The organism is Streptomyces indicus (assembly GCF_900100315.1).
In the GTDB taxonomy this organism is placed as follows: Bacteria; Actinomycetota; Actinomycetes; order Streptomycetales; family Streptomycetaceae; genus Streptomyces; species Streptomyces indicus.
Map to the genome: position 1 here is coordinate 403,026 of NZ_FNFF01000003.1, position 17,000 is coordinate 420,025.

Genomic DNA, 17,000 nt, shown 5'->3' on the forward strand with positions numbered 1-17,000 from the left:
AGATCCTCGGTTCGCGGCGGGCGTCCGTCAACTGTGTGCGCCGGTGTGCGACGGCCCACACCCGGCTCCGGGGAGAGGCGATCAAGGGACGCATCGGGCTATCGTCGCCCAAGTCCCCCACGTACGACCGCTTTTGAGGTCCCCTTCGTGACGCTGCCCGTCTTACTGCTCGCGCTCGGCGCGGCCTGCTGTCTCGGTTTCGGCTTCGTGCTGCAGCAGAGCGCCGCCCGCACCGCACCGCTCGGCGACTTCCTGTCCCCGCGCCTCCTGCTCGACCTCGTCCGCATGCCGCGCTGGCTGGCCGGGATCGCCCTGATGTCGGGCGGCACCGGGCTCGGCGCGCTCGCCCTGTCCCAGGGTGAGATGTCCCTGGTCGCACCGCTGCTCGCCACCCATCTGCTGTTCGCCATGGCCCTGGTGCGGGTGCGGACCCGGCAGCCGCTGGGGCGGCAGGGCTGGGGCGGGCTGCTGCTCCTTGCCGGCGGGGTGGCCGGCTTTCTCCTCGCCGGCCGTCCGCAGGGTTCGGACGCGACGGTGGCACCGATGCGGCACTGGCTGGTGATCGGCGCGGTGCTGGCCTGCGCGCTCGCCCTGACCGCCGTCGCCCGCCGCTTCCGGCTCGGCATCGGCCCGGCGCTGCTCGGTGCGGCGGGCGGTCTCCTGTACGGGTTGCAGGACGCGCTCACCCGGGTCAGCGGCCAGCTCGTGTCCGGGGACCGGGGCGCGCTGGGCCTGCTCACCGCCTGGCAGCCGTACGGCGTGCTCGTCCTCGGTCTCGCGGGTCTCCTCCTCGTCCAGAGCGCCTTCGAGATGGCGCCGCTGCGCAGCTCCCTGCCCGCGCTCACCGCCGCACAGCCGCTCGCGGGGATCGCCTGCGGGGTCGGTTTCCTCGGCGACCGGCTGCGCACCGACGCACCGGCGCTGACCTGGCAGGCGGCGGGACTCCTGGCGGTCGTCACGGGGATCGTGTTCCTGTGCAGGCACCCGTCGATGCCGGCGGGCACGGTCGCGCGCGAGCCGGTGCTCGCGGGGGTGGTGAAAGGCGGCTAGCCGCGCTCCTGTTGGATGTCCGGTATGAGCAGCGACGAGACGGCGGGCGCCGGCGGCGAAGCGGGGTCTGGCGCAATCGGCGAGGAGACGCCTGGCGCGAGCCGCGAAGAGATCATCGACATCGTGGACGGGCAGGACCGGGTCGTCCGGCAGGCTCCGCGCTCGCTGGCGTACCGCGAGCGCCTGACCCACCGCTGCGTGTTCGTCCTGGTGCGCGACGCCGATGGCCGCACCTTCGTCCATCGCAGGACGCCCACGAAGGCGGTCTTCCCGTCCTTCTACGACATGTTCGTGGGCGGGGTCGTGGGTGCGGGTGAGTCCTACGACGTGGCGGCGCTGCGCGAGGCCGAGGAGGAGCTGGGCGTCTCGGGCCTGCCGCAGCCGACACGGCTGTTCAAGTTCCTGTACGAGGACGGCGCGGGCGACGGCTGGAGCTGGTGGTCCACGGTGTACGAGGTGCGCTGCGAACTGCCCGTATCACCGCAGGAGTCCGAGATCGACTGGCACGCCTTCCTCACAGAGGAGGAACTGGAGGAGCGGCTCGGCGCGTGGCCGTGGACTCCGGACGGGCTGGACGCGTACCGGCGGCTGCGGGAGTTCCGCGCGTAGTGGCCCTGCGGGAGATCTGGGCGTAGCGGCCGGGGGCCGGTGATCGTCCGGGGATAGGCTGCCGCACGTGAACGGGATCCTGACGTCGCTGCGGCTGTGGTTCGCTCCTGCCCGCGTACGGGACGAGGGCGAGACCCCCGACTACCGCTTCTCGCTGGCCAACGAGCGCACGTTCCTCGCCTGGGTGCGGACCGCGCTCGCGCTGATCGGCGGCGGCTTCGCGGTGGACCAGTTCCTGCCGGACCTGCGCTGGGCCTGGCGCATCGGCCTCTCCCTGACGCTGCTCGCCGTGGGCGCCCTGTGCTCGCTGCGGGCCGTGAACCACTGGGTGCGCTGCGAGTTGGCGATGCGCCGGGGCGAGGACCTGCCGGTGACCCGCTTCCCCGCGGTCCTGAGCCTCGCGGTCGGCGTGGTCGCGCTGATCATGGTCGTGGTGGTGCTGTTCGGCTGGGCGGACCGGTGACGTCAGGTCCGCAGCCGGTCCGCGACCCCGGGCTCCAGCCCGAGCGGACCCGTCTCGCGTGGCGCCGCACCACCTTGTCCTGCACGGTGGCCGCCGTACTCGCGGGCAAACAGGCGCTCCAGGGCGGGCCTTCGCCCCTCGGCCTGCTCGCGGTGGCGGCATCGCTCCTGGTCTGGCTGGCGTTCGTGGCCCTCGCCCATCGGCGGATGCGGGACCTGAGCGTCCCGCGGCCCGCGGTCCTGACGGCCCGTACGGCCTGGGGAGCCGTGGCGTGCGCGCTGCTCCTCACCGTGTTCGCGGTGGCGATCGTGCGCTGAGTCGGCCCCGCCCCTCGCAGGCTGCCGGTCACCCTTTCAACGCGCCCGCGAGCGCCCGCACTTCACGTTCGGCGAAGCCCGGGTCCCGGGCCATCAGGCGGACCAGGGCGGCCCGAGTCTCGCGGGTGCGGCCGGCGGCGACCAATGCGCGGGCGCGGGTCAGGGCGGGGGCCAGTTCCGCGTGGCGCGTGACCCCGGTGCACGCCTCCTCGTCGAACCACCGCTCGGCCGGGAACGAACGGGTCAGCTTCGGCTCGCAGTCGGCCAGTTCGCTCCATACGCCGGGAGGCAGCGACACATTGACCACGTGCCGCGCGGGCAGCGTGCCCACCCAGTCGAGCCCCTGCTGCCACCGCTCGTGATGCGGGCTCGACTTGCCGCGCGCCGTGACCCCCACGTACCGGAGCTTGCGCCGGATGACCGGCCAGGGCTCGCGGCACTCGTCGATCCACTCGGCGAGCTGCCGGTGCAGCGTGGTGAAGCTGCGCCCCTCGTACACCACGTCCACCAGCGCCACCGGACGCCTGCGGCGGGCCAGCGCGTGCGGCGAAAGCCCCGCGGCGGCGAGGTGGCCGCGGAAACGCAGCCGCTGGGCGGCGGTCCAGCGCGCGTCGTCCATGCACGACACCGGCAACCGCCCGACCCGCCCCTCCCAGCCAGCCCCCTCCAGCGCACCCGTCAGCAGGTCGTACATCCCGTCGAGGGACCGCCCGAGGAAGCACAGATCGGCTCCGCCCGCCCGGGCAAGCACCTTCGCGGTGCACTCGGTCAGCGCCTCCAGGTACCACTGGCTCACGCTCCCGTCCCCCACGTGGGGCGGCGGCTCGGGCAGGGCGCCGATGCGGTCCGGCCGGCCGCCCGCGTACGACGAGAGGGTCCAGCGGTACGGCTGGGGAGGCGGCGGCAGGCAGGGGTCGGAGGGCGAGGGCGGACGGGGACGGGAGGGCGAGGGCGCGGCGGAAGAAGTCATCCCGAGAAGGACAGCACCCGCGTCACGCCTGCGGCATCCGGTTTTCCGGCCGCCGCCCCACGTCGCGCCTGCCCGGCACCGCCCCCAACTGGCAGGATCGCACCGACCAGTTGAGACCGTGCGAAGACCGCGCACGGGAACCCGGGGGACGGGGCCATGAGCGCAGGGCAGCCGTATGTCGAGCGGCTCACGCCGGACGTCAGCGCGTACATCCAGCCCGACGGCGGGTGGTGCCTGAACAACGCGGGGTGGGTGAGCGACGGGGAGAGCTCCCTGCTCGTGGACACCGCCGCCACCGAGCGCCGCGCGCGCGAGCTTCGGGAGGCGCTGCTCGCCGACGGGGCGCCGCTGCCGGGCCACGTCGTGAACACGCACCACCACGGCGACCACACGTACGGCAACGGGGTGTTCGCGCCCGGGGCGGTCGTCGTCGCGCACGAGCAGTGCCGGGCCGAGGCGCTGGCGGCCGGGCACCAGCTCCATCTCCTGTGGCCGCAGACGGACTTCGGCACGATCGCGATCACGCCCGCCTCGCTCACGTACAGCCGCCGGATGACCCTGCACACGGCCGGGTGCGAGGTGGTGCTGATCCATCCCGGGGTGGCGCACACGACCGGGGACTCGATCGTGTGGCTGCCGCGGCAGCGGATCGTGTTCACCGGGGACCTGATCTTCGAGGGCGGCACGCCGTTCCTGCCGATGGGCTCGCTCAGCGGGTCGCTGCGGGCCCTCGACGTGCTGCGGGAGCTCGGGGCCGAGACCGTGGTGCCAGGGCACGGGCCGGTGACGGATCCGTCCGCGTACGAACGGGCCGAGCGCTACTTCCGCTTCCTCGGCGAGAGGGCCGAGGAGGCGTACGAGGCCGGGCGCACCCCTCTTGAGGCCGCGCAGGCGACCGATCTCGGGGAGTTCGCCGCATGGCCGGAGAGCGAGCGGTTCGTGGCGAACCTGCACCGCGCCTACGCCGAGCTCGACGGCAGGCCTCCCGGGTCCCCGCTCGATCCGGTCGCCGTGTTCGGGGACATGGCGGTGATGAACGGCGGGCGGATGGTCTCCTGTCACGCCTGAGACGCGCCCCGTCCCACCCGAGGCGCACCCCGTCCCACCCGAGGCGCACCCCGTCCCAGCTGAGGCACGCTGCTGTCACGTCCGCGGCACCCCGCACGAAACGACGGGCCGAAACGGGACGGACCGGGCGCTCGGCCACGAGAGACCGATCACGTGACGCCCATGCACTGGACTACATACCGACTGGTCGGCATCATTCTTGCCAGTCCACCACGAGGAGCGACGCATGAGCTCAGACCAGCTGCCAGGTCTCGATCTGGACCGGCTGCGCGACCGACTCGACCAGGAGGTGCCCGGTCTCGTCCAGGGTCCGCTGCAGGGGCGGCACATCGAAGGCGGCCGGTCGAACCTCACGTACGACATCACCGACGGCACCTCGCGCTGGGTCGTGCGCCGTCCGCCGCTCGGCCACGTCCTCGCCACCGCGCACGACATGAAGCGCGAGCACCGGGTGATCGAGGCGCTGCACCCGACGACGGTGCCGGTGCCCAAGCCGCTGCTCCTGTGCGAGGACGAGGAGGTGGTCGGTGCGCCGTTCTACGTGATGGAGTTCGTGGCCGGCACACCGTACCGGACCGCCGAGGAGCTGGCTCCGCTCGGTCCCGAGCGGACCCGCGCGGCCGTGTTCTCTCTGGTGGACACGCTGGTCGATCTGCACGCCGTGGATCCGGACGCGGTCGGCCTCGGCGACTTCGGGCGCCCCGACGGCTTCCTCGACCGCCAGCTGCGGCGCTGGGGCAAGCAGCTGGACGCCTCGCGCAACCGCGACCTCGCCGGGATCGACGAGCTGCACGCCGCGCTCGGCCGCGCCCTGCCGGTCTCGCCCGCGCCGACCGTGATCCACGGCGACTACCGGCTGGACAACGTGCTGCTCGGCGAGGACGACCGGATCAAGGCCGTGCTCGACTGGGAGATGTCGACGCTCGGCGACCCGCTCACCGACCTCGGGCTGCTGGTCATGTACAGCGTGCGCCTTGAGCTGCCCGACTCCCCCATCTCCACCACCGCGTCGGCCGTCGGCCATCCCTCGCCGCAGGAGCTGATCGAGCGGTACGCCGAGCGCTCGGGCCGCGATGTGTCGGCCGTGTCCTGGTACACCGCGTTCGCCTGGTTCAAGCTCGCGGTGATCCTCGAGGGCATCCACTACCGCTACACCCTCGGCCAGACCGTCGGCTCCGGCTTCGACCGGATCGGCGAACTCGTCCCCGTCTTCATCGAGCACGGCCTGACCACCCTTCAGGAAGGCTGATTCCGCATGGACTTCGCATTCGACGCCCGTACCGAGGAACTGCGTGCCAAGCTGCTCGCGTTCATGGACGAGCACGTGTACCCGGCGCAGCAGGTGATGCACGAGCAGACCGCGGGGCAGGACTCCCCGTGGGACGTGCCGCCGGTGGTCGAGGAGGTCAAGGCCGAGGCCAAGCGCCAGGGCCTGTGGAACCTCTTCCTGCCGGACGCCGAGTACGGCGCGGGCCTGACGAACCTCCAGTACGCGCCGCTGGCCGAAATCACCGGCCGCGCCCCGCACTTGGCGCCCACCGCGCTGAACTGCGCCGCGCCGGACACGGGCAACATGGAGGTGCTGTTCCAGTTCGGCAGCGACGAGCAGAAGAAGCAGTGGCTGGAGCCGCTGCTCGCCGGTGAGATCCGCTCGGCGTTCGCGATGACCGAGCCCGCGGTGGCCTCCTCGGACGCCACCAACATCGAGACCCGGATCGAGCGCGACGGTGACGAGTACGTCATCAACGGCCGCAAGTGGTACATCTCCGGGGCCATGAACCCGGCCTGCCAGATCTTCATCGTGATGGGCAAGACGGACCCGGACAACGCGGACATCCGCCGTCAGCAGTCGATGATCCTGGTCCCGCGCGACACCCCGGGCCTCACCGTGAAGCGCGCCATGCAGGTCTTCGGATACGAGGACCACTGGCACGGCGGGCACGCCGAGGTGGTCTTCGACAACGTGCGCGTACCGGCAAGCAACCTGATCGGCGAGGAGGGCGGCGGCTTCGCCATCGCCCAGGCGCGCCTCGGCCCGGGCCGTATCCACCACTGCATGCGCCTGATCGGCATGGCCGAGGCGGCGATCGAGCTGATGTGCCGCCGCGCGGTGTCCCGCGAGGCCTTCGGCAAGCCGCTCGCCCAGCAGGGCGTCGTGCACAACTGGATCGCGGACGCCCGGGTCGCCGTGGAGCAGCTGCGGCTGCTCGTCCTGAAGACCGCCTGGCTGATGGACACCGTCGGCAACAAGGGCGCGCACACCGAGATCCAGGCCATCAAGATCGCGACGCCGCGTACGGTCGTGGACATCATCGACCGGGCGATCCAGCTGCACGGCGCGGGCGGTGTGAGCCAGGACTTCCCGCTGGCCGAGCTGTACGCGGGGGCGCGGACGCTGATGCTCGCGGACGGTCCGGACGAGGTGCACCAGCGCTCGCTGGCCCGCCGGGAGCTCAAGAAGTACCTCTGACCTCTGCGTCCGCGCGGGACCTTCGCCCCGTCTTCCCGGTGACTCAAGCCCGGGGAGGCGGGGTCCTTCGCGTCCGGGGCGGGGCCCACGGCGCCCATAGCGTTGGAAGGTCGTCGAGTGAAAGTGTCCCCACGCCATGTCCAGCGCTCTTCTCGAAGCCCCCGCTTCCCCTGCCGCTCCGTTCCGCGCCGAGGCCCCCGCGCCGGCCGCCTCCACTGCCCGGCTCGCGAACCCCGGTCCGCTCGGGCTCGCCGCCTTCGCGCTGACCACGTTCGTGCTGAGCATGTTCAACTCGGGGCTGATCTCGAACGCGGCCCTCAGCGCGGTCGTGCTGCCGCTCGCGCTGTTCTACGGCGGTCTGGCGCAGTTCGTCGCCGGTCTCTTCGAGTTCCGCCGCGGCAACACCTTCGCCACCACGGCGTTCATCTCGTACGGCGCGTTCTGGATGTCCTTCGCGGGTTACGTGAAGTTCGTCGTGCCGGGGCTGCCCGCCGCCGACGCGCACCTGGCGACCGGCCTGTACCTGATCGCGTGGTTCGTGTTCACGCTGTACATGACGGTCGCCGCGATGAAGCTCGACATGGCGCACAAGGTCGTCTTCGTGACGCTCAGCCTGACGTTCCTGTTCCTGGCGCTGGGCGACCTGGCCGAGTCCACCGCCCTCGCGCACACGGGCGGCTTCCTCGGCCTGATCTGCGCGGCCGCCGCTTGGTACACCTCGTTCGGCGTCCTGACGAACGAGACCTGGGGCCGCAAGGTCGTCCCGCTGGGCTGAGTCCCCGGGACTCTGACTCCCCGGGACCTGAGCCCCGGGACCCGCGTCAGGGCCTGAGCGCCCGCAGCAGCAGATCGGCCAGGTGGTCGGCGAGCTGCTGCGGGGTCAGCGGTCCGTCCGGCCGGTACCAGGTCGACAGGTGGTGGATGGACCCGAAGTGGTAGTCGACCACCAGGTCGGCGGGGGTCGCCGAGGAGAAGACCCCGGACTCCTGGCCCTCCTCCACCAGAGCGCGGAAGCGCTCGTGGTAGCGGCGGCGCTCGGCCCGCACCTGCTTGTTCTTCTCCGGGCTCAGGTGGTGCATGGAGCGGAAGAAGATCTGCGCGTCGTCGAGGTTGTCGATCGTGGTGACCACCACGTCGGCGGCCGCGTCGCGCAGCCGCTTCTCGACCGGCTCGTCTGCCTCCGCGTACGCGTCGAGCCGCTCCTGCTGGAGCCGCAGCACCCGGGCGTAGATCTCGTGCAGCAGATCGTCCTTGGACCCGAAGTAGTGGTACAGCGCGCCCTTGGTGACGCCGGCCGCCTCCACGATCTCCTGCACCGAGGTGCGGTCGTAGCCCTGCTCCGCGAAGAGCCGGGTGGCGGCGGCAAGCAGCCGCTGCGGGACGGGTGTGGTGCTGTGCTCCGCCGCCGCACCGTTCGCGCCCGTCGTCCTTGGCACTGTCGCCACCTGCCTTCCGCTCCTTCTCCGCCCGCGGGCCGTGCGCCTGCCCGGCCCGCCCGTCGTGGACGCCGCCTCCGGCGTCGTGGACGCCGTGGAGTCCGCGTCCACCGTCGTGTCACCGCGCACGGTCGCGCAGTTCCCTCCGCAGGATCTTCCCACTCGTGGTCTTGGGCAGCTCCGGCAGGATCTCCACCGCGCGCGGGTACTTGTACGCGGCCAGTCTCTCCTTGCTGTACGCGACGAGCTCGGCCGGGTCGGTGTCGGCGCCGGGCCGCAGACTGACGTACGCCTTGACGCTCTCGCCCCGGTAGCTGTCCGGCACGCCGACCACGGCGGCCTCGCGGATCGCGGGGTGGGTGTAGAGCACGTCCTCGACCTCGCGCGGCCAGACCTTGAACCCGGACGCGTTGATCATGTCCTTCTTGCGGTCCACGACGTAGAGCCAGCCCTCGGCGTCCATGAAGCCGATGTCGCCGGTGCGCAGCTCGCCGCCCGGGAAGGACTCGGCGGTGGCCTCCGGACGGCCCCAGTAGCCGGGCACGACCTGCGGCCCGGCCACCACGATCTCGCCCTGCTCGCCGAAGGGCACCTCCGCGCCCGCCTCGTCCACGATCCGCACGATGGTGTCGGGTCCGGGGACGCCCACGGACAGGGTGCCGGATGCGGGGTCGACCGGGGCTTCGTGCTGCGGGGGCACGGAGGCGCAGGGTGCGGTGCACTCGGTGAGGCCGTAGCCGTTGCGGATGTACGGGCCGAAGTCCGCGCGGAACTTCTCGACGAGCGCGGGCGGCACGGGCGCACCGCCCGAGGAGATGACCTCGAAGGACGCGAAGTGCTCGCGGGTGGCGCCGGGTTGGGCGCCGAGCGCCATGAAGGCGGTGGACGGGCCGACCGTGTACGCCGGCCGGTGCTCGGCGAAGGCGTCGAGGACCACGCCCGGGTGGAAGCGGTAGGCGAGCACGAGCGTGCCCGCGTTGGCGGCGCAGGCGGCGAGCTGGCAGACCATGCCGGTGATGTGGAACAGCGGGGCCAGCGCGAAGTACGCGGAGCCCTCGGCTATGCCCTGGCCGGTGCGCTGGCGCTCGGCGTTGTACGTGATGTTGCCGTGCAGGTTCATGGCGCCCTTGGGCTGCCCGCTGGTGCCGGAGGTGTAGCTGATCAACGCCAGGTCGTCGGCGGCCCGTTGGGGCAGGTGCGGGGCGTGCAGCCCCCGGCGCGCCACCTCGATCAGGTCCTCGGCGTCGGCCGCCACGGGCAGGCGCTCGAAGTCGAGCACCCGCTGGTCGCCCCGCGTTTGCAGGTCCAGTTCGCAGGCGGTGAGGACGATCCGTACCGCCGAACCGGCCGCCGCCTCGCGCAGATACGCCTCCCAGGCGCGGTCCGAGCAGATCAGCGCGGTGACCCCGGCATCGGCGAGCACATGCCGCACCTCGCCCGTCTTGTACATGGGGTTGACCGGGACGACGGTCGCGCCGGCCTTCCAGGCGCCGAGCAGGGCGAGCACGAAGTGCGGGGTGTTCTGGAGCATCAGGGCGACCCGGTCGCCCTCGGCGAGGCCGCGTGCGGCGAGGTGTCCGGCCACCGAGTCGGAGAGCGCGTCGACCTCGGCGTAGCTGAGCCGGCCGTCGAAGTACGCGAGCGCCGTACGGTCGGGGGCCTTCACGGCGGCGGCGCGGAAGCTGTGGACCACGGACGGCGGCGGGGACATGGGGGCGCGCTGGGCCTCGCTGAGGAGCGCCAGCCAGGGCTTGTCGGCGTAGGACCGTCGGTCCGTCCGGTGTTCCGTCACGTGGTCCGTCACTTGGTGTGGGCCTCCCACTTCTGCTGAAGGTGGTTCATGCCGGCGAGCCAGCGGTCGGGCTCGGCGGCCCGCACACGGTAGTACTCGGCGACCTCCGGGTGCGGCAGGATCAGGAAGCGGTCCTCCTCGATCCCCTGGATCAGCGCGTCGGCCACGTCCTCGGGCTCGATCGCGGTGGGCGCGAGCACCAGTTCGCCGGCGGACCCGGCGGCCGTGAGCATGTCGGTGCGCACGCCCTGCGGGCAGATCGCGTGCACCTTGATCCCGCGGTGGCGGTAGGTGAGCGAGAGCCATTCGGCGAAGGCGTACGCGCCGTGCTTGGTGACGCTGTACGGGGCGGCGCCGACCATCGTGAGCAGGCCGGCGGCCGAGACGGTAGAGACGAACCGGCCCTCGCCGCGCTCCAGCCAGCCGGGGAGCAGGGCGTGGGCGGCGCGGACGTGCGCCATCACGTTGACGTCCCAGGCGCGGGCCCAGACCTGCTCGTCGGCGGCCTCGGTGCCGCCGCTCGCGAGACCGGCGTTGGCGCAGTAGATGTCCACGGTGCCGTCGAGGGCGTCGCGGGCCTCCTCGATGATCGCGGAGGCGTCGCCGGCCACCGCGATACCGCCGATCTCGGCGGCGACCGCCTTGGCCTTCGTCTCGTCGATGTCGTTGACGACGACCTTGGCGCCTTCGGCGGCGAACCTTCTCGCGAGGGCGGCGCCGATGCCGCCGCCGGCTCCGGTCACAACTGCCGTTTGCTGCGTGAAGGTCATGCGGGTGTCTCCGTCCGGAGTCGGGCGCCGTGGTCCGTCACTCGGCAGACTAACCAGTCGGTATGTCGCTGGGAAGGCTTTGATCTCCCCCACCCCGATCGATGCGCGGGCCGGCGGCGTGCCGGACGCGGTTTCGGACACGGGTGCGGAGGGGAAGGCCCGCCGCAAGCGCATACCACCGCACCCGCACCCCTGGAGGTCACATGACCCACCCGTCCAGACGGGCGCTGCTCGCCGCAGCCACCACCGCAACCGCCGCCACCGCACTGGGCGCCGCCGCACCGGCCGTCCTCGCGGACGACCGCCGCCCGCCGCGTCCCGGCGGCAAGCTCCGCACCGGATTCGAGCGGCTCCAGGCCGAGGGATACGCCCTGCTCGACGGCGAACGCGTCGGCGTCGTCACCAACCCCACCGGCATCACCCGCGATGTCCGCCACATCGTGGACGTGATGCACGCCGACGACCGCGTCGACCTCGTCGCCGTCTTCGGGCCCGAGCACGGCTTCCGCGGCACGGCGCAGGCCGGCGGTTCCGAGGGGTACTACGAGGATCCCGCGACCGGTCTGCCCGTGTACGACACGTACCAGAAGAGCGGGCAGGCACTCGCCGACATCTTCACTGCCTCGCGGGTCGACACGGTCGTCTTCGACATCCAGGACGTGGGCGCGCGGTTCTACACGTACATCTGGACGCTCTACGACTGCATGGTCGCGGCACGGCTCGCCGGCAAGCGCTTCGTCGTGCTCGACCGTCCGAACCCGGTGACGGGGCGGTCGGCCGAAGGGCCGGTCCTGCACAAGGAGTTCGCGACCTTCGTCGGACGCGAGCCGATCTCGCAGGCGCACGGCATGACGGTGGCCGAGCTGGCGCGGCTGTTCAACGGAGAGTTCCTCACCGCCCCCGTGCCGCTGGAGACCGTGCTCATGTCCGGGTGGCGGCGGGAGGAGTTCTACGACGAGTCCGGGCTGCCGTGGGTGCCGCCGAGCCCGAACATGCCCACGCCCGAGACGGCCCTTGTCTATGCGGGGACGTGTCTCTTCGAAGGCACCAACCTGTCCGAGGGGCGCGGCACCACGCGCCCGTTCGAACTGCTCGGTGCCGAGGGGATCAACCGGAAGTGGGCTGAGGCGGCCAATGCGCTGGACCTCGCCGGGGTCGACTTCCGCGAGGCGTACTTCACGCCGACCTTCTCGAAATTCCAGGGCAAGACGGTCGGCGGGGTGCAGGTGCATGTGCAGGACCGGGAGGCCTTCGATCCCATCCGCACGGGCATCGGCCTGCTGATCACGGCCAAGCGCTCCTGGAGCGGCTTCGCCTGGCGGCCGGACAACTGGATCGACAAACTCACCGGCTCCACGCAGGTCCGCACGATGATCGACGCCGGGGCCGGTGTGGACGAGGTGGTCGGCGGCTGGCAGGAGGAGCTGGCGGCCTTCCGTGCCGTACGGCGGAAGTATCTGGCGTATCGGTGAGGTGCCGGTGGCGCGGCGGACGTGTCCGACCTACCGGTGAGGCACCGGTAGCGGCGGACGTGTCCGACCTACCGGTGAGGCACCGGTAGCGGCGGACGTGTCCGACCTACCGGTGAGGCACCGGTAGCGGCGGAAGCGTCCGGCCCACCGGTGGCGCACCGGTAGCGGCGGAAGGCTGGCCGCACCCGGGTCCCGGCGCGATGCTGTCCGCAGAGCCGCGCCGGGGCCCGGGGACGGAGGTCGGTCATGACCGACCCCGAAGAGACCTCACCGCCGGGACGGGAACTCCACCACCTGCTGGTACGTCGGCCGGTTCTGCCACTGGATCGGCTGGTGCGTGATGCCGCCGACCGCGCGGTGCACGATCGCGTCCGCGCACCACTGGTCGCCGGCCTTGCAGTGCTCGTCGCCGGGGTACACCTCGGTCGCCGGTTTCGCGGCGGCCTGGGCGAGGGTGGCGAGCAACGCGTCGCGGCAGGCGGCCAGTTCGCCGCCGCCGCAGTACGTGCGGGCGAGGGGGCCCTTGACGTCCTGGCCGAGGATCGTGCGCAGATCCTTGTCGACATAGCCCCACCAGCCGCGCTGGAAGGCCGAACCCGCGTGCGCCCCGGTCGGGCCGTGTGCCGCCGAAGGTGCTTCGTCGACCCCGAGCTGACCGGTGAGCGCGGTGTACAGCTCGTCGCCCAGCCCCGGCTTGAAGGCCGCCTCGACCAGGAGCGGCCACCACGCGTCCATGATCCGGACGGCGTCCGCGTGGGCGTACGTCTTCGACCCAGCGGCGGTCTGGTTGCGCAGCGTTCCCGCCTTCTTCCAGGCCTCCAACTGCTGCACGGCGGTGGCCAGTTGCGGGTCGGTGACGGGCTGGGAGCGCAGCACCTTCAGGAGTTCGGGGAGGACCTGTTCGCCGCGCAGGTCCGCGACCGCGGCCTCCGCCATCGCCTGGGTGAGCGAGGCACGGGTGACCTTGCCGTCCCCGATCAGCTCCCGGACGCGGTCGTCGAGCAGGTCGCCGCGGTGCACGGATCCGAAGCTGAAGTCGGCGGCGCCGTAGTCGTCGGCCTGCTTGTTGTTCCAGGAGATGTAGTAGTCCTGGTTCACCGACTGCGGGTGCTCGCTCATCGGCGTGTACGCGGCGGTGTTGCCCTCGGGTTCGAAGTCCTTCCAGGCGTACGCGTCCTCGGCACGCACCGGGAAGGAGGCGTCGACGCCCTCGGCGCGCACGGGGTTGGAGCCGCTGTTGTAGTACGCGATGTCGCGGGAGTCGGCGTAGAACCAGTTGAAGGCGTAGCCGATGTGGTCGGCGGCCTTCTGGAAGGACGCGGCGTCCTTCACGTATCCCGGATCGTTGAACATCTGGAAGCCGATGATCGAGTCGGCCTCGTGGCGGTAGGTGGAGCGCAGCGAGGTGTACGCGACGGGCTTGCCGTCCACGGTCGCGCGGTGCGTGACGATGCCCCACTTGGTGCGGAAGACCTGCATGCGGTACGAACCGGCCGCCGTGGAGTCCGCGAGCGAGGGCTTCCAGGCGTTGGTCTTCTCCAGCTTCTCCATGGGCACGCACGCGCCCTTGTGGCGGTAGTGCGTGGACTGCTTGGTGGGCGCGGCGCCGCCGGGTTCGCAGAGTTCGACCGCGTAGGTGTCGGTGATGTCCTGGCCCGCCGAGGTGGCCGACCAGGAGTAGTCGAGGCCGCGGCCGAGCTGGATGTACATGCCGACGCCGGCGAAGGAGACCCCGCGGGCCTTGATGCCGGGGCCGTCGAGCTCCTGCATCATCAGGAGCTGGGGCGCGAAGTAGCCGGTCTGCGGGCCGAACACGGCCACCGGGTTGCCGCTCGCGGTGTGCCGGCCGGAGACGAGCAGCGCGTTCGACATGCCCTTCTTCGCGGTGAACAGGTCCTCGGGCAGCACCCCTTCGTCGTGCATCCCCTGTAGCTTGCGCAGCTTGGCGGGCGCCTTGACGGGGTCCTTCGCGGGGGTCTGCTGCGCGGCGGCCCCCGTGCGGTCGAAGATCAGCGGCTCGCGCTCGACCGAGCCCGGGTCGGGCATCGCGGCGCCGCGGGGCTTCGCGGGCTTCTCCGCGTACGGGAAGCTGCTGCCGTCGTGGACCGTCTGGACGGTCTCCGGATCGTTGCGCTGGCGGAAGGACTCCCAGACCTTCGTGCCCTCCTCGACCCCGTACTTCTTCTGTGCGGCGAGCAGCGAGAGCGCGGACTCGACCTCTCCCCCGCCGCCTCCGCCGAAGAGCCCGCCGACCACGGAGGCGAGCGCGATGAGGTCGGTCACCTTGAACGGCTTGATCTCACCGATGTTGGTGATCGCGTCGACCTTGCCGGTCAGGACGTACTCGCCGGGGAAGTACCGGCCCTTCTTGGCCTGGACCCGGTAGGCGTTGAGGCCGTCCACATAGGCCTGCGCGTCCTCCATGGCCTGCTTTCCGCGCGCGCCTTGCTTGTTGAGGATGTAGTCGACCTGCTTCTGGAGGTCCTCCTCGGTGTACGGGGCCTGCGGCCAGAAGCTCTGCTCCAGGCCCTGGTTGGCGGGTGCGCCGCCCGCGAAGGGGGTGAGCTCGCCGCGGCCGATGTGGCGGAACAGGTCGATCAGCCACAGCCGGTCCTGGCCGGCGGCATAGCCCGCGCCGAACTCGGTGCCGTAGCGCGTGCTGCCCTTGATGTGCGGGACGCCGTGCTGCTTGTCGCGCGTGATGGTGACGTCGGGCCGCGGGCGCGTGACGGAGGCGACCTGGCCGGCGGGGACGCCGAAGGACGCGCTGCGGAAGTAGGTGTCCAGGGTCGCGTCGGTCAGGGACCCGTAGCCGGCGGACAGGGCGTCGTACGGCTTCAACTGGTCGTCGCTGTGCGCGGGTTTCGTACCGAAGAGGCGGTGGCCGAGGATCTCCACGAGGGTCGCGGAGCCGTTCGTGCCGGGCGGCAGGATGTCGCTGCACTGGCCGCCGCAGGGGTCCGCCGTGGCGGCCGCGGCCTGCGTCCGGTCCGCGACGGCCCGCGCCGGGTCCGCCGCGGCCTGCGGGAGCGGGGCGAGCAGCCCGGCCGCGAGGGCGACGGCGGCGGCGAGTACGCCTGCGGCACGGGCGGGTTCCGGGGATCTGCTGCGAACTCTGAACCGGGGGATGCGCTGTCGCATACCTGCTCCTCCTGGAGGGAACTCAAGCAGCCCGCGAGTGGGGTGATCGGAGGTTACCGACGGTAGGGAGCCGACAGAAGGTGAACATGCGTCACCTTTTCCACTTCACCACACCCGCAGCCCACATCCGCCCCGCCGACAGCAGTGATGGCTGCCATCGGAAATTCGATGGAGCCGAATCGCGACCCGATACGTCCAAGCCGCGACGTCCGAGAACCAGTGACGGAGGTGCATGGCGATGGCCGGTTTCCGTAGCCTCGCGAGACAGGTGCGCGACCCGCACAACGACCTGGCGCTGCGCCGTTATTCACTGCGCAAGTGCCTCGAGCGGTTCGCCCCGTACGGCCACCGGGCGACCTGGGACCACCTCTGCACCCGGGCCGGTTTCGGCCCGGAGGACCGCTCTCCCGATCCGGCGCGGCTGGTGGCCGCGCTCGACGAACTCGAAGAGGCACGGGCCGTCTGGCTCGCCTACGAGGCCGACTTCGCCGCCCGGCGCAGGCGCGAGAAGCACGACGGTCTGCGCCGTCCCGGCATGTTCGACGACTGGCACCGGCTCACCTGGGGCGGCCACGGGATCGCCTGGTGCGAGGACCCGGCGGTCTACCCGGCCGCACCCCTCGGCGTGGTGCTGCGGCGCCTGATATCCGCGCTCGAACGCGAGCCCGGCGAGGTCTGCCCGGTGTGCGAGTCGACGGACATCGTCTGGAAGCAGGAGCTCTCGCACGAACCGTTCGCCGGACCGCTCTGCGAGCACTGCGGCATCGTGGTGCCGCGCCCGGTGCTCAGCACCGAGGCGCTCACGCGGATCCGGGCGCGCGGCCGGCGCCCCGGTTTCCTCGCGACGGCGGCGGCGCTGGCCGCGGCCTCGGCGTGAGGTCCGGCGGGCACGACCGGGCATCCGGTGGGGCGGGGATCAGGGTGTGAGCACATCCGTATGGATGGCGAGCTTGAACTGGGCGTGCTTCAAAGGCACCGCGAGCTTGCTGTCCCCCGTCCCGCGCGCGGAGATCTTCAGGCCGAGCGGCGTCCCCTTGTGCACGAACATCTGCCACATGTAGGAGCGGTACTGACCGCCCCCGGTGGCGGCGGAGTCGGTGGTCGCCGTCGAGTCGTACGCGTCCGTCAGCGGATGGCGCACGAACCGGGCCCGGTACTCCTTCGCCTCGTCGTCCGCCTCCCACTGCACGAGCGCGGACAGCACGCCCCAGCCGTCGTGGCTCGGCACGATGATCCCGGAGCCCGAGTCCGGGAACGCCCCGCACTGCACAGGTGTGTGCATGCCCCAGGGGTCGTACGACTCCTGCTCGCTCCCGTAGCCGAAGCGCACGAGGTGGTACCCGTCCTTGCCGTAGCTGATCTTCTGCGGTCCGTCCTGCGCGGCGTCGAACTTCAGTGAGCAGATGACGATGCCCATGGCTCTGTGCTCCCCCCTGTCGGTG

General features: G+C 71.7%; 16 protein-coding genes. 10 read left to right on the plus strand and 6 right to left on the minus strand.

Translation table 11 applies throughout. From position 1 onward, the window contains the following. Positions 1–147 precede the first annotated feature (147 nt). The 4 genes from BLT97_RS11360 (at position 148) to BLT97_RS11375 (ending at position 2,439) form a co-directional block, all read left to right on the plus strand. Positions 148–1,050 (plus strand): DMT family transporter, encoded by a 903-nt coding sequence (locus BLT97_RS11360; RefSeq protein WP_093608784.1) that lies wholly within the window; start codon positions 148–150, stop codon positions 1,048–1,050. A gap of 15 nt (positions 1,051–1,065) precedes the next feature. Further along, positions 1,066–1,659, plus strand: a complete 594-nt coding sequence (locus BLT97_RS11365; RefSeq protein WP_425442679.1) for an NUDIX hydrolase — start codon at positions 1,066–1,068, stop codon at positions 1,657–1,659. A gap of 67 nt (positions 1,660–1,726) precedes the next feature. Further along, positions 1,727–2,122 (plus strand): YidH family protein, encoded by a 396-nt coding sequence (locus BLT97_RS11370; RefSeq protein WP_093608788.1) that lies wholly within the window; start codon positions 1,727–1,729, stop codon positions 2,120–2,122. Then, positions 2,119–2,439 carry a DUF202 domain-containing protein gene (locus BLT97_RS11375; RefSeq protein ID WP_093608790.1) on the plus strand — a complete coding sequence of 107 codons (321 nt, stop codon included), beginning with the start codon at positions 2,119–2,121 and terminating at the stop codon, positions 2,437–2,439. Before BLT97_RS11370 ends, BLT97_RS11375 begins: the two co-directional genes overlap by 4 nt. A gap of 28 nt (positions 2,440–2,467) precedes the next feature. On the opposite strand, the gene BLT97_RS11380 is transcribed toward BLT97_RS11375, so the two are convergent. Then, positions 2,468–3,409 carry a hypothetical protein gene (locus BLT97_RS11380; protein WP_143041325.1) on the minus strand — a complete coding sequence of 314 codons (942 nt, stop codon included), beginning with the start codon at positions 3,407–3,409 and terminating at the stop codon, positions 2,468–2,470. Between the two features lie 156 nt (positions 3,410–3,565). Here BLT97_RS11380 and BLT97_RS11385 point away from each other — a divergent pair, with 156 nt between their 5' ends. From BLT97_RS11385 to BLT97_RS11400, 4 genes are all read left to right on the plus strand, one after another. Further along, the gene (locus tag BLT97_RS11385) at positions 3,566–4,477 is read left to right on the plus strand and encodes an MBL fold metallo-hydrolase (protein ID WP_093608794.1); all 912 of its coding nucleotides are present in this window, start codon (positions 3,566–3,568) and stop codon (positions 4,475–4,477) included. Between the two features lie 226 nt (positions 4,478–4,703). Next, on the plus strand, positions 4,704–5,726 hold the full coding sequence (locus BLT97_RS11390) for a phosphotransferase family protein (RefSeq protein ID WP_093608796.1): 1,023 nt from the start codon (positions 4,704–4,706) through the stop codon (positions 5,724–5,726). Between the two features lie 6 nt (positions 5,727–5,732). Further along, positions 5,733–6,947 (plus strand): acyl-CoA dehydrogenase, encoded by a 1,215-nt coding sequence (locus tag BLT97_RS11395; RefSeq protein WP_093608798.1) that lies wholly within the window; start codon positions 5,733–5,735, stop codon positions 6,945–6,947. 136 nt (positions 6,948–7,083) lie between these two features. Beyond that, positions 7,084–7,722 carry an acetate uptake transporter gene (locus tag BLT97_RS11400; RefSeq protein WP_093608800.1) on the plus strand — a complete coding sequence of 213 codons (639 nt, stop codon included), beginning with the start codon at positions 7,084–7,086 and terminating at the stop codon, positions 7,720–7,722. A 46-nt stretch (positions 7,723–7,768) separates the two neighbouring features. On the opposite strand, the gene BLT97_RS11405 is transcribed toward BLT97_RS11400, so the two are convergent. The 3 genes from BLT97_RS11405 to BLT97_RS11415 form a co-directional block, all read right to left on the minus strand. Continuing rightward, complete coding sequence (locus BLT97_RS11405; RefSeq protein ID WP_093608802.1) at positions 7,769–8,383, minus strand: TetR/AcrR family transcriptional regulator; 615 nt, start codon at positions 8,381–8,383, stop codon at positions 7,769–7,771. A 118-nt stretch (positions 8,384–8,501) separates the two neighbouring features. After that, entirely contained in the window at positions 8,502–10,094 is a 1,593-nt protein-coding gene (locus BLT97_RS11410; RefSeq protein WP_093609050.1) for a class I adenylate-forming enzyme family protein, read from the minus strand. A gap of 89 nt (positions 10,095–10,183) precedes the next feature. Next, positions 10,184–10,945 (minus strand): SDR family oxidoreductase, encoded by a 762-nt coding sequence (locus tag BLT97_RS11415; protein ID WP_093608804.1) that lies wholly within the window; start codon positions 10,943–10,945, stop codon positions 10,184–10,186. 203 nt (positions 10,946–11,148) lie between these two features. Between BLT97_RS11415 and BLT97_RS11420 the strand changes: the two genes are divergently transcribed. Further along, positions 11,149–12,417 (plus strand): exo-beta-N-acetylmuramidase NamZ family protein, encoded by a 1,269-nt coding sequence (locus tag BLT97_RS11420; RefSeq protein WP_093608806.1) that lies wholly within the window; start codon positions 11,149–11,151, stop codon positions 12,415–12,417. A gap of 267 nt (positions 12,418–12,684) precedes the next feature. Here BLT97_RS11420 and BLT97_RS11425 read toward each other — a convergent pair whose 3' ends face one another. Next, positions 12,685–15,558 carry a penicillin acylase family protein gene (locus BLT97_RS11425; RefSeq protein ID WP_093608808.1) on the minus strand — a complete coding sequence of 958 codons (2,874 nt, stop codon included), beginning with the start codon at positions 15,556–15,558 and terminating at the stop codon, positions 12,685–12,687. Positions 15,559–15,796: 238 nt separating this feature from the next. On the opposite strand from BLT97_RS11425, the gene BLT97_RS11430 reads away from it, so the two are divergent. Continuing rightward, positions 15,797–16,435: a hypothetical protein gene (locus BLT97_RS11430; protein ID WP_093608810.1), complete on the plus strand. Its 639-nt coding sequence runs from the start codon at positions 15,797–15,799 to the stop codon at positions 16,433–16,435. A gap of 39 nt (positions 16,436–16,474) precedes the next feature. Here BLT97_RS11430 and BLT97_RS11435 read toward each other — a convergent pair whose 3' ends face one another. Continuing rightward, positions 16,475–16,975, minus strand: coding sequence for a hypothetical protein (locus BLT97_RS11435; protein WP_093608812.1), 501 nt, complete (start codon positions 16,973–16,975; stop codon positions 16,475–16,477). Positions 16,976–17,000 lie beyond the last annotated feature (25 nt).